Here is a 16,791-nt window from a genome sequence, read left to right on the forward strand (position 1 = left end):
GAGGTCTTTTACAATATAATTTAGGACAAAAAAGCTTAGTTCACAAAATAGTCAACTTCAAATTTTGCCATAGTCGCCATACGACCTTTGTTTAAATTTAGAACGCCATTTACTACAGAGTAATTATCTGCCACTTCTAGAACTTGCATAAATTCATTTTCAATAGCCATATTTGGACAAGCCATCATGGTGTGCATCATTTTAGAGAATTTAATTCTGTTACCTTCTAACAGTTCGAACTCGCCTCCAAAACCATTACAGCTTGTGTTTCCGCTAACACGATTGTCTGCTGTGCCCAATATTAAATAAGGTTGTTTAGGTGCATTTTCAATAGATTTACCTCTAAGTTCAACTAACTTCCAAGGCAAGTTTTTTAAAGTGTCTACGCCTTGTTGTTTTAAAATGTATTTATCGGCTAAATCTCCGGTGATTTTCTTTCCACTCAAATCTAAATGTGTAAGCGTATGTTCTCCAACAAAATAATCCTGAGATGCTTCGTCCGTTTTTAAAGACACCGTATTTCCCGCTTTATTCCAAGAAAAGGAACCGTTTTCGGTGTAAACATCTGTCGATTTACCTAGATACTGCGTTTTCTTCGTAAAGGTTAAATCGTCGTTTAGGGAAATTACGGTTTTAATACCTTCGCAATCTGCACATGGTGTTGTTCCTACATACGTACCATTCCAATCTAAACTCGTCATACTATTATCCCCGTTAACAGACGTTTCTTTGTTGCTTTTACAACTTACAATTAGAACCGCAATCATTACTATTGGTAATATTTTTTTCATCATTTTATTCAAATTTAAAAGTGTTCGATACTGAAAAAAACTAGCTAATTTGTAATCCGTTAGTTACTCCTTTTTCATCTGGATTAACAAATACTAATTTGCCTTCGGCAGTTTCAGTCATTAAAATCATACCTTCACTATCCACACCACGTAGTGCTCTTGGTGCTAAGTTTACCAATACAGTCACACGTTTTCCAATAACTTCTTCTGGGGTAAAACTTTCAGCAATTCCAGAAACAATTGTTCTTACGTCTAAACCGGTATCAACTTTTAAAACCAGTAGTTTTTTAGCTTTCGGCATTTTCTCTGCTTCTAAAATCGTGCCAACGCGTAAATCTAATTTAGAGAAGTCATCGAATGTAATAGTATCTTTTTGAGGTTCAGTGACTTTGTTTGCCGCTTCGTTAGCTTTTTTACTTGCGATTAATTTATCTAATTGTTTCTGTATGGTGTCGTCTTCAATTTTAGCAAATAATAATTCAGCTTTTCCAATTTGATGATTAGCAGGAAGTAATACCTCTTTAGTAGCAATACTATCCCAAGTATTTTCATCTGAAATATTTAAAATCCCCTTTAATTTAGCTGAAGTAAATGGTAAATACGGTTCGCAAAGTGTTGCTAATCCTGAAGCAATTTGAAGCGCAACGAACATAATGGTTTGTGTACGAGCTTCGTCTACCTTTATCATTTTCCAAGGCTCTTCGTCGGCTAAATATTTGTTTCCAAGTCGAGCTAAATTCATTAATTCCTGACTTCCTTCACGGAATCTGTAACGTTCTATAGAACTTGAAATTACAGAAGGATATGCTTTTAACGCGGCTAATGTTTCTTCGTCTACTTGAGAGAATTCGCCTGGTGTTGGAATCACACCGTTGTAATATTTATTAGTTAAAACAACTACGCGGTTAATAAAATTTCCAAAAATAGCAACCAATTCATTGTTATTTCTAGCTTGGAAATCTTTCCATGTAAAGTCGTTATCTTTAGTTTCTGGAGCATTTGCTGTTAACGCATAACGCAACACATCTTGCTGCCCAGGGAAATCTTCTAAATACTCTGGTAACCAAACGGCCCAGTTTTTAGAAGTCGATAATTTATTACCCTCTAAGTTTAAAAATTCGTTTGCTGGTACATTTTCTGGAAGAATATATGAGCCTTCAGCTTTTAACATTGCAGGGAAAATAATACAGTGAAACACAATATTATCTTTACCAATAAAATGCACTAAAGTAGTGTCTTCATCTTTCCAATACGGTTCCCAATCTTTGCCCTCGCGAGCGGCCCATTCTTTGGTTGAAGATATGTATCCAATCGGAGCATCGAACCAAACGTAAAGTACTTTTCCATCGGCACCTTCTACAGGAACAGGAATACCCCAATCTAAATCACGAGTTACGGCACGCGGACGTAAACCATCGTCGATCCAAGATTTTACTTGACCGTAAACATTAGGTTTCCAATCTTTTTTATGACCTTTTAAAATCCATTCTTTTAAAAAGTCTTCGTGCTTATCTAAAGGTAAAAACCAGTGCTTCGTTTGTTTTAAAGTCGGTACATTTCCTGTAATAGCCGATTTCGGATTAATCAAATCTGTTGCATTTAAGCTGCTTCCACATTTTTCGCATTGATCGCCATACGCTTCTTCGTTGCCACATTTTGGGCAAGTACCCGTAACAAAACGGTCTGCTAGAAACTGATTCGCTTCTTCGTCGTATAACTGCTCGGTGATTTCTTCGGTAAATTCACCTTTATCATATAAGGTAGTAAAGAATTCTGAAGCGGTATCGTGATGAATTTTAGCTGAAGTTCGAGAGTAATTATCGAAAGAGACACCAAAATCTTCGAACGATGTTTTTATAATCGCATGATATTTATCTACAATATCCTGAGGGGTTACACCTTCTTTTTTCGCTTTAATAGTGATTGGAACACCATGTTCGTCACTTCCACAAATAAAAAGAACGTCGTTTCCTGTTAATCGTAAATATCGAGCGTAAATATCGGCAGGTACATAAACACCGGCTAAATGGCCAATGTGTATTGGTCCGTTGGTGTAAGGCAACGCTGCTGTAATGGTATATCTTTTAGACATGTTTCGTTTTTGTTTTAAAGGCACAAAAGTACGCATTTCATTAACCATTTAGAAAAAAAATGTATTTTTACAAAAAGCGCATTTTATGTCGAATATCAGAGTATTTTTAGTCTTATCTTTTATTATTTTCAGTTTAAATATTAGTCCTGTAATGGCTCAAAAATCTATAAGTCAATCCTTAGTGAAATCTCCTAAAACATATATTAAACCACCATTTTTAAAAGCTGGTGATACTGTAGCTATTGTTGCGCCTTCGGGAGTCTTAAAAAACAGGTACGACGAATTGGAACGTTCTAAAGAATTATTAGAAAGTTGGGGTTTGCATACTGTGGTAGGTGAAAATGTATTTGCACAAAACGGACATTTTGCAGGTACCGATAAACAACGTGCTTCAGATTTTCAAATCGCTTTAGATGATCCTAAAATTAAAGCCATTTGGTGTGCACGAGGTGGTTACGGTACGGTTAGAATGATTGATTTGTTAGATTATTCGAAATTTAAATTAAATCCGAAATGGGTAATTGGGTATTCCGATATTACAGCAATTCATAATCAGATTCATAATTTAGGTTACGAATCTATGCATGCCATGATGTGCGTGAGTTTACCTCAAAATTTATCGGATATTCCTGAAACCATCTCGACATTTAAAGATGCAATTTTCGGAAAACCATTGTCTTATACTTTAAAAGGGTCAAGTTATAATAAACCTGGGATGGTTACTGCTCCAATGGCTGGAGGTAATTTAACATTATTGCATACGATGCTTGGTTCAGAAACGAGTATTGATACGTCTGGAGAAATACTCTTTATTGAAGAAATTGGAGAATATGCCTACCATATAGATCGCATGTTACAAAGTTTAAAACGTGCTGGATATTTTGAACATTGTAAGGGAATTGTTGTTGGAGATATGAGTAAAGTGCGAAAAAACACGACCGAATTCGGACGAACAATTGATGAAATTATTCTTGATGTGGTTGCCGAATATGATTTTCCTGTAGCGTTTAATATGCCTGCTGGACATGAAAAAGATAACCGTGCTTTAATTTTTGGAAGTACAGTAACATTAAAAGTCGAAAAAAGTGGATCGACTTTAGTGTTTAAGGAATAGGTTTGAAACTAGCTTATAGCGTCACTTAGGTTGAGTCTTTAATTAGAATGTATTGGTGTCGTCATGCCGCATTGGTTTTCGGTATCTCATGCGAGAGAGTTGTTTCTAATTTTAATGTGATTCTGAAACGAGTTCAGAATGACGTATTGAAAAATATAAATAATTTCTAGAAAAGAAATACAAAATTCAATTCTCAATTTATTATTGCAACGTATTCTCCCATGTTAATGGTATATCTAGAAGTAACGATATACGAGGTGACCGATAGCGGAATGAATAAAACAGCTATAGAAGATTCAGAACATGTTTCTTTCACTAACTTGGTTCTGGATAACCCAAACGCATTCCATTCCTAAAGCACTTTGAATAGTTAATAGAGCTTTCGCTGAAAAATAGAGAATACAAAACTCCCCAGTACATATAGTCCAACATCAATCCAATCTGCAGTGTATCTCGGGTTTGATTGAGGTAGCCACCATTCAAATATTACGGCATAGAAAAGTGTTAATAAAACAATAGATAATACTGGAAGGTATATGTTTTGATCTGCTTTTATAAAGCGAACACCAATCAAGCAAAAGGATAAAACGAGCGGCATACACAAAGCATCATTCACATAAAAACGAATCCATTTTGGGAGGTGTAAGTCGAAGAGGCTTGAGAGGTAGATAAAACTCGCAACAGCCAAAAACATTAAAAACACAGGATGTTTTATTATTTTCATGCGGCTAGGAACGTAAATAACCAAGCGAAAAATGCACCAATTGCCATAACAATTATAACTATTGAACTCGAAATATGAGCCCCTACCCGTACTAACGGGTTTTCACTCTTTTTACCAGATTCTATCCAAGATGGCGACGTTTGCTTTCGTGTTTCTTCCCGTTCTGTTCGTTTCTTTTCTTGTGCTTCATGAGCCAGTTCGCGACGTTTTTTATAAGACAATAGGGTGCCACAGTTCGAACAATGGTCTGCATTGGTATTGTATATACCACAATTCGGACATTTTATTTGAACAGTACCACCCATATAATTTTGTTTTAATTTATAGTGTTTCTTTTAGCCATTTAAAAAACTCATGTTGCCAAACTAAAGCATTCTGAGGTTGTAACACCCAATGGTTTTCTTCTGGCAAATACAATAATTTACTCTTAATATCTCTCATTTGCGCCGCTTGAAATGCTGCTAAACCTTGTTCGATTGGTACACGGTAATCTTTACCACCTTGGATAATTAAAATAGGCGTGTCCCATTTATCTACATGCGTTACTGGGTTAAATTCGTTAAATGCTTTTTGAGCTGTTGTGTTTGATTTGTCCCAATAGTTTCCACCAAAATCATGGTTTACAAAGAATAATTCTTCTGTAGTTCCTGCCATTGATCGTGTGTCGAAAACACCGTCGTGAGCGATAAAAGATTTAAAGCGTTTGTTGTGAATTCCGGCTAAATAAAACACCGAATAGCCACCATAACTTGCACCAATAGCGCCAAGTCTATCATTATCTACATACGATTCTTTGGCAACATCGTCTATAGCCGAAAGGTAATCGTCCATAACTTGTCCACCCCAATCTTTACTAATGGCTTCGTTCCATGCTACACCGTGTCCTGGCATTCCTCTTCGGTTAGGCGCTACAATAATATAGCCTTGAGACGCCATAAGTTGGAAATTCCAACGGTACGAGTAAAATTGTGATAATGGAGATTGTGGTCCGCCTTGAGCGTATAATAATGTTGGATATTTTTTAGTCGCATCGAAATTTGGAGGTAAAATTACCCAAACTAACATTTGCTTATTATCGGTAGTTGTAACGTAACGTTTTTCAACTTTCGGTAAATCTAAACTGTTGTAAAAATCATCGTTTACGGTAGATAATTGTTTAAAAGATTTGTCTTTTAACTGAAATTCATAAATTTCACTAGCGTGATTCATATCGCCACGCGTTACAATAAGTTTGTCATCTAGTTCGGCAACAATGCCACGGATATCAAATTCACCTTCAGATAATTGTTGTACTCGTGGAGCAATTCGTTTTTTACCTGGATAATTCACTGTAAATAACTGAATCGTTCCATCTACTGCAGCTGTAAAATATAATCTAGAGCCATCGTTACTCCAAGTAAAACTATTTACAGTACCGTCCCATTGTTGCGTTAAATTTTGTTTAACGCCATGTTCTAAAACAATAATATCGTTTTTGTCGCTTTCGTAACCATCGGTTTTCATTTGCAACCAGGCTAAACCTCCTGTTTTTGCAAATGCAGGATTGGTGTCGTATCCCTTGTTTCCTTCAGTAATATTTGTTGTGGTTTTAGTTGCAATATCGTATTTGTAAATATCGGTATTGGTACTTGTCGCGTATGCTTTTCCTTTTAATTTTTTACTAACGTAGTAAATGCTTTTGCTGTCTGGTGCCCAGATATAATCTTCGTCGCCACCAAATGGACGTTGTGGAGAATAATAAGGTTCGTTAGGCATAATGTCGATTGCGGTGTCATCATCGGTATCTACTTTCTTATAAAATACATGTTCGTAAGTCCCATCGCTCCAAGTATCCCAATGGCGATTGTCTAAATCTGTAAATACATAAGCATCAGCTTTATCTAGATTTTTGTATATATCTTTAGCTTTTACATCTTCTAAATGCTCGGCCTTATGAAATAATTTAAAAGCACCATCTGCCGAGATATTTTTATCTAAAACAGCCACATCATCTTTTTCAATTTTAACTGCAGTTCCGCCGTTAATTGGTAATTTATAATATGTAGTGTCGAAATTATTGTTTTCGATATTCGGAATTTTTACACTATAAAAAATTTGAGAGGCATCTTCAGAAATTCCTATAACGCCAATACGTTTTACGCTCCACAGTAATTCAGGGTTCATGACTTGCTGAGCAATTGATGAGTTACTTGTAATCAAGACTAATAAGATTAAAATTATTTTTTTCATTTACTGCTAATTAAGACCTCCAAAGATACTGATTTAGGGCTGTTTCACCTCTTAAATTTATATAAAGTGCATGGATTCACCTATAATAGTATTGCTGATTACTCTGTTGTATTACTTAATGTTTGAAATACTAAAATTATAGATTGCTTCTTGCAAATTATAATTCAAAAGGATAAATTATTAACTTGTAAGATGAAATCTATTAGAAAATTTTATCATGGCAGACCACAATAGATTAGGAACGTTAGGCGAGGAAGAAGCTGTACATTATTTGTTGAAAAAAGGGTATCACATTTTAGAGCGTAATTACCGCTACCAAAGAGCTGAGGTTGATATCTTGGCGATGAAGGAAAATATACTTGCTGTAGTTGAGGTTAAAACCCGATCAACGTCTGTGTTCGGAAATCCACAAGATTTTGTGAAACCAAAACAGATTCAGCGCTTGGTTACTGCAGTAGATGCTTATGTAACGTCGAACAACTTAGATGTTGATGTACGTTTCGATATTATAGCCATTATAAACTCGAAAGATGGATTGAAAATTGAACATTTAGAAGATGCTTTTTATCATTTTTAAGTGTATTCTTCAGTATAAAATTCAATGAAATATATTAGATTATTTAGCTCATAAAAAAAAATATTAAATATGAAACTTGTTGTATTAGACGGATATACGTTAAACCCTGGCGATTTAAGTTGGGATGCATTAAAAGCCTTAACAGATGTAACGATTTACGACCGCACAGACACAGATACAGACGCGATAGTTAAAGCCATAGGAGATGCCGAGGCTGTAATTACTAACAAAGTACCAATACAAAAGGCGGTTCTTGATCAATTACCTCAATTAAAATATATTGGTGTTACTGCCACAGGTTATAATATTATAGATATAGAAGCAGCCAAAAACCAGGACGTAACAGTTACTAATGTTCCTGCGTATAGCACAGCTTCTGTTGCACAATTTACTATGGCTTTATTGTTAGAGCTTTGTCATCATGTGGGAGACCACAGTACCGCTGTGCATTCCGGACAGTGGCAAAACTCTAAAGATTTTACATTTTGGAATAGTCCGTTAATTGAATTAGAAGGAAAAACTATGGGTATCATCGGATTTGGGCAAATTGGAAAAGCAACTGCCGCTTTAGCTCAGGCTTTTGGCTTAAATATCCTGGTTTTTAACAGAACTGTTTATCCGGAATACGAAACAGAAACCTGTCGGTTTGTTGAATTAAATGAATTATTGAAAACCTCCGATGTTGTTAGTTTACATTGCCCTATGACGGATGATACAGCTGGACTTATTGATGCTGAAACAATTTCTAAAATGAAATCGAGTGCATTTATCATTAACACATCTCGTGGCGGATTGGTTGTGGAAGCAGATTTAGCTGAAGCTTTAAATTCTGATAAAATTGCTGGTGCAGCAGTAGATGTTGTTTCTGCCGAACCTATTGCAAAAGATAATCCGCTTTTAGGAGCTAAAAACTGTATTATTACTCCACATATTGCTTGGGCTCCTCTTGAAGCACGAACACGATGTATGCAGATTGCTGTAAATAATGTTGAAGCCTTTTTAAAAGGCGAATTGGTAAATGTTGTGTCTTAAATTAGACACAACATTTAAAAGATAACTCTCTTATTTTTTAGTTTTTAAAAACGAAATCAATTCTTCAACATCGTCTGGTTTCGCTATTATTTTTTTGTCTTTATCTAACACAAAAAACGAAGGTGTTCCTGCAACACCGTAAGCAATTGGAATTGGATTTTCCCATTTCCCATACCCGTAAATCTGAGTAAATTCTGGGTAATCTGCTATTGTTTTTTCCCAATTTGGGCGTTCGTCTTCCAGTCCAATTGCTAGCACTTGTATGTTGTTTTTGTCACTCATATACGATTTCAATACAGGAAGTTCTGTTAAACAGTGCGAACACGTGCTGCTCCAAAATGTAACTATATAATAATCCTTTCCTTTAAGCTGGCTAAGTTTTGTGCTACCAAGTTTAGAAGGCCAAGAGAAATCTGGAGCTACAGCGCCAATTGCAGTATTTTGAAATGCTTTCATATCTGATATTAACAACTCATCCTTTACAGGGTCTAGCAATTGTTCTAAATATTCTGAAGCAATATAATTAGCAACCTCTTCATTGTTGCGGTTTTTAAATTGATTCCATGACACTTCCAAAATGGATTTTTGAATCATCTTTTCTTTTGATGTAACACGAACAACATCATCTATATTTCTTTTGTACGATGCGTTTTCATTGCGTTTATCAACAAAAATGAAGATGTATTTTAAAGCAGAATCTATTAAGAGATCAGAATTTTGTAATGTTGGATTACTAAAATTGATGGAGTCAAAATACTTTGATTTATAATTGTTGAAATATGTTTGAGCATCTTCATAAGAGGTTGGAATATATGGTTTCTCAGCTTTAATAAACTCATATGCTAACATTCCTTTAGAATCTGCTTCGGCTTTATCTTGAATCGCTTTTAATTCAGAAATACATTCTGCATATTCCGCTTTATCTTGGTTAGATTTGCCATAAAACGTATTGATTTTATTTTTAGCTGCAAGCATCTCACGTCTGTAATTGCTTAGCAGTTTGTTTTCCTTCGAAAGATTGTAAGTTGCTCCATGTTCTAGGTCGTATTTAAATACAATATCTTCGTTATTGTAAATAAAATTAAAGTTGTATTGGTCTTGTGGTAAAGCATATACTAATTGATACATGCCTGGCTTTAATGATGCGTCTAGATTTAATTCGAAATGACCATTAACAATATCTGCATTGTCTATATACAAGCTGTTCGATGGCTCCAGTTTGTACAAAATAGCAGCTTTAAATTGGTCTGCGGGTGAAAATGTTCCCGATATTTTATGTTGGGCCAACAGTAACGTTGGAAGTAAAAAAAAGGCAATTAATAAATTTTTCATGTGTTTTATGTTAAAATAGGTTGTAAAGCAAGTAAGGCTTGTTTTACAGTTTTAATGTGGTCGAAAGTTAAAAGTAAACGCAATCCTGCACGTGTTTGTTTTTCTTTCATTTTACAGGCTTTTGGATTAGATTGTACAAACTTTAATACGTTTGTAAAATTGGCACTTTGGTAGAACGAGCTTTGTTGGTCGCTAACAAAATAACCAATCATTTTGCCTTGTTTCATGACTAGCTTTTCTAATCCAATAGTTGTCGCTAACCATTTTACGCGAACACTATTTAATAAATCTACAACTTGTGTTGGTAATTCCCCAAAGCGGTCGATTAATTCTTTTTCGAAAGTTTTTAATTCGTCTTCGGTTTTTAACTGATTTAGTTGTGTATATAGGTTTAAACGTTCGGCAATATTGTTTACATAATCGTCAGGGAATAGCAACTCGAAATCGGTATCTATAGTGATGTCTTTAACGTATTCCTTAGGCTTGCCTTCCGTGTCTGGATATAAATCTTTAAACTCATTTTCTTTAAGTTCTTCAATCGCTTCATTTAAAATTTTCTGATAGGTGTCGAATCCAATATCGTTTATAAAGCCACTTTGTTCTCCTCCTAATAAATCTCCAGCGCCACGAATTTCTAAATCTTTCATCGCGATGTTAAATCCGCTTCCTAATTCTGTAAATTGTTCCAGAGCTGTAATACGTTTTCTCGCATCGGCAGTCATGGCAGAATAATCAGGGGTTATAAAATAACAGAATGCTTTTTTATTACTTCTACCCACACGGCCACGCATTTGGTGCAAGTCGCTCAACCCAAAATTATTGGCGTTATTTATAAAAATAGTATTGGCATTTGGTACGTCTAATCCGCTTTCCACAATGGTTGTGCTGACTAGTACATCGAAGTCACCATTCATAAAAGCTAACATCAAATTTTCTAGTTTTTTACCATCCATTTGTCCGTGACCAATACCTACTTTGGCATCGGGAACTAGACGCTGAATTAAACCAGCAACCTCCTTAATATTTTCAATACGATTATGAATGAAATATATCTGTCCGCCACGCTGAATTTCGTAACTCACAGCATCACGTATGGTTTCTTCTTCAAAGCGAATTACATTACTTTCAATAGGATAACGGTTTGGCGGTGGCGTGGTAATGACCGATAAATCTCGCGCTGCCATTAAGCTAAATTGAAGCGTTCTCGGGATAGGTGTAGCGGTTAATGTAAGCACGTCTACATTATCTTTTAAGGTCTTTAGTTTTTCTTTCACTGCGACTCCAAATTTCTGTTCTTCATCGACAATTAATAATCCTAAATTTTTAAATACTACACTTTTGTTGGCGAGCTGATGCGTCCCAATAATAATATCGACATGCCCTTTTTCTAAACGTTCTAAAGTGTCACGTTTTTCCTTTGCTGTTCTAAATCGGTTCACATAATCGACCGTGACAGGAAAATCTTTTAAACGTTCGCTAAAGGTTTTATGATGCTGATAGGCTAAAATGGTTGTAGGCACCAAAACGGCCACTTGTTTACCGTTATCTACCGCTTTAAAGGCGGCACGAATAGCAACTTCTGTTTTCCCGAATCCAACGTCTCCACAAACCAATCGGTCCATGGGGCGCTCGCTTTCCATGTCGTTTTTAATATCGGCAGTCGAAGTACTTTGGTCTGGCGTATCTTCGTAAATAAAGGATGCTTCTAATTCGTGCTGTAAATGGCTATCTGGATTGTATTGATATCCTTTTTCAAGCTTTCTTTTAGCGTATAATTTTATCAAGTTAAAGGCAACTTCTTTAACTCTCGTTTTTGTTTTTTGTTTTAAAACTTTCCAGGCGTTACTTCCCAGTTTATGAATTTTAGGCGGCTTACCATCTTTACCATTAAACTTGGTAATTTTATGTAGCGCGTGTATGCTTAAATATAAAATATCGCGTTCGCCATAAATTAGTTTTATTGCTTCTTGTTTTTTGCCTTCTACGTCTATTTTTTGCAGACCACCAAAACGTCCAACTCCATGATCGATATGTGTTACATAATCTCCAATTTCCAGATTAGTAAGCTCTTTTAGCGTGATAGATTGCTTTTTAGCATACCCGTTTTTAAGACTGAATTTATGATAACGCTCAAAGATTTGATGATCGGTGTAGCACAGCACTTTGTTGGTGTGGTCTATAAATCCTTGATGTAAAGACAGTACTATGGTTTGATAGGAAACACCTTGCTCAATATCGTTGAATATATCGTGAAAACGTTTAGCTTGTTGTTCACTTACGCAAGCAATATAATTTGTAAAACCTTTATTGTGATTACTATTTAAATCGTCTATTAAAAGGTCGAATTGTTTATTAAATGAAGGCTGAGGTGTGGTATTAAATACAATGCCAGTATCTATACTTTTAGTAAAATAGTAACCACTTCCAAATTCGACTACAGTAAATTTTAAAAGTTGCTTTTTAAGCAGCTCAGCATTACAAAATAATTCGCTTGGGGCATTGTGTTTTAAATCGGAATTTAAATTTTCGAAAGCCTCTACAGCTTTGCCAAAAAGAATATCGCTACCAGAAAATAGTAACTGACTATTTTTAGAAAAAATCACGGTTTTAGACGACATGTATTTTAGAAAACTTTCACGGCTTTCGTCTAAAAATTTATTCTCTACATTTGGTATAATGCTAATTTTCTTGATTTGCTCTGTAGAGAGTTGCGTTTCTACATCGAAAGTTCTAATGCTGTCTACATCGTCTCCAAAAAACTCAATTCTGTAGGGTTCGTCGTGAGAGAAGGAGAATACATCTACAATACCTCCACGGACAGAAAACTCGCCGGGTTCTGTAACGAAATCGACACGTTTAAACTTGTATTCGAATAAAATTTCGTTTACAAAATCTATAGATAAATTATCGTTAACTGTAACTTTAAGCGTGTTGCGTTCAAGTTCTTTTTTAGTTACTACCTTCTCGAATAAAGCATCTGTATAAGTTACTATTATGGCTGGTTTTTTACGCGAATTAATACGGTTTAAAACTTCGGCACGTAATAATACATTGGCATTATCGGTTTCTTCAATTTGATATGGTCTACGATAACTTCCAGGGTAGAACAGTACATCTTTAGTGTTTAAAAGTTGTTCTAAATCGTTTAAATAATAAGCGGCTTCTTCTTTATCGTTAAAAATAAGGAGGAAGGGTTTTTCGGCATATTTAAAAACTTCGGCGATAACTAAAGAAAACGAAGATCCAACAAGACCTTTTAAAACCGTTTTACTTTCACTTTCGGAAATGGCAAGTTGCAAACTTTGCGTTTGCAAGGTTTGTGCAAATGTTTGCAAGAGATTGTTTTTGCTCAAGACAATTTATTTTGTGCAAATATAAGGTATGTCTTTATAAATAATGTTAACGATTTATGAATTTAAAAATCAATAATAATTGAATTTTTACTAAATTTAAGAATGAAAAATACTGATAATTAAATTAATTAACAGTTAAACTTTGATTATATTAGTCGCCTTAAAAAAAATAGATATGTCTTATTCAAAATTGTTCGATAACGGATTTAAAGAACGTAACAAAGATCATTTTGCTTCTATTGTACGTGTTGCTATGGATGATGGTGTAATCTCTGAAGATGAGAAAGCGTTTTTAGATCGATTAGCTAGAAATTTACAAATTAACGAACACGATTATGAGCAGATTTTATTGGATTATAAATCGCACCCAATAAATCCTCCTCACGAAAATACGCGTCGTCTAGAGCGTTTATACGATTTAGCGCGTATGGTAAATTTAGATCATATAAATGGCGAAAGTGAAGTTATTTTGCTAAGGAAAATATGTTTAGGCTTAGGATTTTCTTCAGGTGTTTTAACGGCTGTAGTAGAAAAGGCTTTAGCTTTAGTTTCTGAAGGCGTAGATTTGGATGACTTTGTAGATGCTATGATGAAGAAGGTCGATTAATAATTAGCCTTCCTTGTAGTCTTACAATAAAAAAAAGCGATCATTTTAAATGATCGCTTTTTTAGTTTTTAATATTATTTTTTTAGTGCGTTTCGTTCAAACTCTTCAGCTTTTTCTACCATATTTTTACTACCGCAGATAAAAGGAACACGTTCGTGTAATTCTGTAGGTTTAATATCTAAAATACGTTGGAAACCGTCACTTGCTTTTCCGTTAGCTTGTTCTGCTAAAAATGCCATAGGATTACATTCGTATAATAAACGCAGTTTTCCTTTTTCGTTTTTAGAACTTTTTGGGTATAAATAAATACCTCCTTTAATCATGTTTCTATGGAAATCTGAAACTAAAGATCCAATGTATCTCGATGTATACGGTCTGTCGCCTTCTTCCTTCTGGCAATATTTAATATAGTCTTTTATACCTTGAGGGAAATGAATATAGTTTCCTTCGTTACATGAGTAAATTTGACCATCTTCAGGGAAAGACATGTCAGGGTGAGATAAATAGAACGTTCCAATTGCTGGGTTTAATGTAAATCCATTTACACCAGCTCCAGTAGTATATACTAACATAGTTGAGGTTCCGTAAACAATATATCCAGCGGCAACTTGTTGGTGACCTTCTTGTAAGAAATCTTCAATAGTAACAGGAGATCCAACAGGTGTAATACGTCTGTATACAGAGAAAATAGTTCCTACAGATACATTTACATCAATGTTTGATGACCCATCTAAAGGATCAATTAAAACGACGTATTTGTTTTGATGGTTAGAATCCTGGCTGTTAATTGAAATAAAATCATCTTCCTCTTCACTAGCAATACCACAAACAATATTTCGTTTTTTAAGTGTCTGTATAAATACTTCGTTCGCATAAACATCTAATTTTTGTTGGTCTTCACCTTGTATGTTTACATCTCCTGCTGCTCCAATGATGTCTACCAATCCAGCTTTGTTTACTTCGTGGTTTACAACTTTAGCGGCTAATCGTAATGAATTTAGTAATCTGGTTAATTCTCCTGTGGTGTATTTAAAAGCGGTTTGGTTTTCGATAATAAATTCACCTAATGTTTTGTTCTGTCCTGACATTTAAAAGTAATGTTTGTTTTTACAAATATCGTACTTTTTGTTAAACTATAACGTTTGAGTCAAAATTATAATCCATTCAATTTCCATATATTTGAACTCTCAAAAAAATATTATGGATATTAAAATAAGACCGGCAAAAATTGAAGATATGTCAGCCGTACTCGAGTTAATTTATGAATTAGCTATTTACGAAAAGGAGCCAGAAGCTGTAGAAGTTACTGTTAGCGATTTGGAACGAGATGGGTTTGGAGACACACCTTTATTTAAATGTTTTGTAGCCGAAATTGAAGGCGGAATAAAAGGTATTGCTTTGGTTTATAACCGATATTCTACGTGGAAAGGTCCTATAATTCATCTTGAAGATTTAATTGTAAATAAAGCTTATCGAGGAACAGGTGTTGGAACAGCTTTACTAGACGAGGTTATAAAATATGGCCACAGTAAAGGTGCAAAACGCATTAATTGGGAAGTGATAGATTGGAACGAGCATGCAATTGCATTTTACGAAAGTAAAGGTGCAAACGTATTACGCGATTGGGATGTTGTGCAATTAGACGAAGCTGGTATAAAAAATTATATCGCAAAACTGTAAATGAAAGTTTTTAAGTTTGGTGGTGCTTCTGTAAAAGATGCTGAAGGTGTTATAAATCTGACTCAGATTTTAAAACAATTTTCAGAGGACGATACTGTAGTGGTTGTTTCCGCGATGGGAAAAATGACTAATGCTTTTGAAGCTGTTGTGCATAACTATTTGTACAATCCAACAGATTTAAATGCGTCTATTGGTTTTATTGAAGATTACCACACTAGCATCATTTCTGAACTGTTTTTAGATATTAGTCATCCTGTTTTTAAAATTGTCGAAAGCCTTTTCAACGATTTAAAATTGCTTATAAAAACAAATACCGCTACAGATTATAATTTTGTTTACGATCAAATTATAGGTTTTGGGGAATTGCTATCCACAACAATTGTAAGTCAGTTTTTAAATTATTCAGGATTGAAGAACACGTGGTTAGATGTTCGTGAATACATTAAAACCGACTCTAATTATAGGCGTGCTAATGTAGATTGGCTCACTACCGAAACTTTAATAACACCATTAAAACATAATCCATCGCTTTATATAACGCAAGGATTTTTAGCAAGCAATTCAAATTGTACAACCACACTTGGTCGCGAAGGAAGTGATTATACAGCAGCTATCTTTGCATACGCTTTAGATGCCGAAAGTGTAACTATCTGGAAAGATGTTTCTGGTGTTCTTAATGCCGACCCGCGTTATTTTGAAGAAACGCAATTGCTAGAGCAGTTGTCTTATAGAGAAGCTATCGAATTGGCGTTTTATGGCGCAAGTGTTATTCATCCAAAAACATTACAGCCGCTACAACAAAAAGGGATTACACTGTTTGTAAAATCCTTTATAAATCCAGTAGCAAAAGGGACAAGAATTAGTGCAGAACAGATAATGGTTCCGCAAACACCTTGTTTTATTGTAAAGAAGAATCAGATTTTAATACATATTTCTTCTTTAGATTTTTCATACATTGTAGAAGAGAATATTAGTGAAATATTTAATATTTTACATCTCTCTAAGATGAAAGTTAATCTAATTCAAAATTCTGCAATTAGTTTTTCAATCTGTGTAGAAGATATATTTGGTAATTTAAACTCTATTTTAGAACAATTTCAAGCCGAATATAAGATATCTTATATACCCAACGTTTCATTATATACGGTTAGACACTATACTGATGAAGCTATACATTTAATCGAAAAGAGTAAACACATTTTGGTGCAACAACGTACTCAAGATACTTTACAAATAGTAACTAAATAAACAAATCACTAC

14 protein-coding genes are annotated in these 16,791 nt (G+C 34.7%); 6 read left to right on the top strand and 8 right to left on the bottom strand.

All coding sequences use genetic code 11. The features are described from left to right. Positions 1-35: 35 nt before the first annotated feature. Positions 36-794 (bottom strand): copper resistance protein NlpE N-terminal domain-containing protein, encoded by a 759-nt coding sequence (locus BN863_RS00585; RefSeq protein ID WP_084817438.1) that lies wholly within the window; start codon positions 792-794, stop codon positions 36-38. A gap of 37 nt (positions 795-831) precedes the next feature. Beyond that, positions 832-2,919: a methionine--tRNA ligase gene (gene metG, locus BN863_RS00590; RefSeq protein ID WP_084817577.1), complete on the bottom strand. Its 2,088-nt coding sequence runs from the start codon at positions 2,917-2,919 to the stop codon at positions 832-834. Positions 2,920-2,968: 49 nt separating this feature from the next. On the opposite strand from metG, the gene BN863_RS00595 reads away from it, so the two are divergent. After that, on the top strand, positions 2,969-3,997 hold the full coding sequence (locus tag BN863_RS00595) for a S66 peptidase family protein (RefSeq protein WP_084817439.1): 1,029 nt from the start codon (positions 2,969-2,971) through the stop codon (positions 3,995-3,997). Positions 3,998-4,367: 370 nt separating this feature from the next. Here the strand turns inward: BN863_RS00595 and BN863_RS00600 are convergent, their stop codons facing one another. Genes BN863_RS00600 through BN863_RS00610 form a run of 3 tightly spaced genes read right to left on the bottom strand, consistent with a single transcriptional unit; the run spans position 4,368 to position 6,950 of the window. Next, entirely contained in the window at positions 4,368-4,691 is a 324-nt protein-coding gene (locus BN863_RS00600; RefSeq protein WP_242404056.1) for a hypothetical protein, read from the bottom strand. 26 nt (positions 4,692-4,717) lie between these two features. After that, the gene (locus BN863_RS00605; RefSeq protein WP_038526168.1) at positions 4,718-5,026 is read right to left on the bottom strand and encodes a hypothetical protein; all 309 of its coding nucleotides are present in this window, start codon (positions 5,024-5,026) and stop codon (positions 4,718-4,720) included. Between the two features lie 16 nt (positions 5,027-5,042). Further along, positions 5,043-6,950, bottom strand: a complete 1,908-nt coding sequence (locus tag BN863_RS00610) for a dipeptidyl-peptidase 5 (protein WP_038526170.1) — start codon at positions 6,948-6,950, stop codon at positions 5,043-5,045. A 217-nt stretch (positions 6,951-7,167) separates the two neighbouring features. On the opposite strand from BN863_RS00610, the gene BN863_RS00615 reads away from it, so the two are divergent. Together BN863_RS00615 and BN863_RS00620 are read left to right on the top strand one after the other, a co-directional pair. Next, positions 7,168-7,527 carry a YraN family protein gene (locus tag BN863_RS00615; RefSeq protein ID WP_038526173.1) on the top strand — a complete coding sequence of 120 codons (360 nt, stop codon included), beginning with the start codon at positions 7,168-7,170 and terminating at the stop codon, positions 7,525-7,527. A gap of 69 nt (positions 7,528-7,596) precedes the next feature. Continuing rightward, complete coding sequence (locus tag BN863_RS00620; protein WP_038526176.1) at positions 7,597-8,559, top strand: D-2-hydroxyacid dehydrogenase; 963 nt, start codon at positions 7,597-7,599, stop codon at positions 8,557-8,559. Positions 8,560-8,589: 30 nt separating this feature from the next. Here the strand turns inward: BN863_RS00620 and BN863_RS00625 are convergent, their stop codons facing one another. Together BN863_RS00625 and mfd are read right to left on the bottom strand one after the other, a co-directional pair. Next, entirely contained in the window at positions 8,590-9,891 is a 1,302-nt protein-coding gene (locus tag BN863_RS00625) for a TlpA disulfide reductase family protein (protein ID WP_038526179.1), read from the bottom strand. A 5-nt stretch (positions 9,892-9,896) separates the two neighbouring features. Next, positions 9,897-13,226, bottom strand: a complete 3,330-nt coding sequence (gene mfd / locus BN863_RS00630) for a transcription-repair coupling factor (RefSeq protein ID WP_394331982.1) — start codon at positions 13,224-13,226, stop codon at positions 9,897-9,899. Between the two features lie 193 nt (positions 13,227-13,419). Between mfd and BN863_RS00635 the strand changes: the two genes are divergently transcribed. Further along, entirely contained in the window at positions 13,420-13,851 is a 432-nt protein-coding gene (locus BN863_RS00635) for a tellurite resistance TerB family protein (RefSeq protein ID WP_038526185.1), read from the top strand. Between the two features lie 74 nt (positions 13,852-13,925). On the opposite strand, the gene fbp is transcribed toward BN863_RS00635, so the two are convergent. Further along, a complete protein-coding gene (gene fbp / locus BN863_RS00640; protein ID WP_038526187.1) occupies positions 13,926-14,939 on the bottom strand; it encodes a class 1 fructose-bisphosphatase in 1,014 nt (337 codons plus the stop codon). A 112-nt stretch (positions 14,940-15,051) separates the two neighbouring features. Between fbp and BN863_RS00645 the strand changes: the two genes are divergently transcribed. Continuing rightward, the gene (locus BN863_RS00645; protein WP_038526190.1) at positions 15,052-15,531 is read left to right on the top strand and encodes a GNAT family N-acetyltransferase; all 480 of its coding nucleotides are present in this window, start codon (positions 15,052-15,054) and stop codon (positions 15,529-15,531) included. Further along, positions 15,532-16,779: an aspartate kinase gene (locus BN863_RS00650; protein WP_038526193.1), complete on the top strand. Its 1,248-nt coding sequence runs from the start codon at positions 15,532-15,534 to the stop codon at positions 16,777-16,779. Positions 16,780-16,791 lie beyond the last annotated feature (12 nt).

The organism is Formosa agariphila KMM 3901, from assembly GCF_000723205.1.
Taxonomy (GTDB): domain Bacteria; phylum Bacteroidota; class Bacteroidia; order Flavobacteriales; family Flavobacteriaceae; genus Formosa; species Formosa agariphila.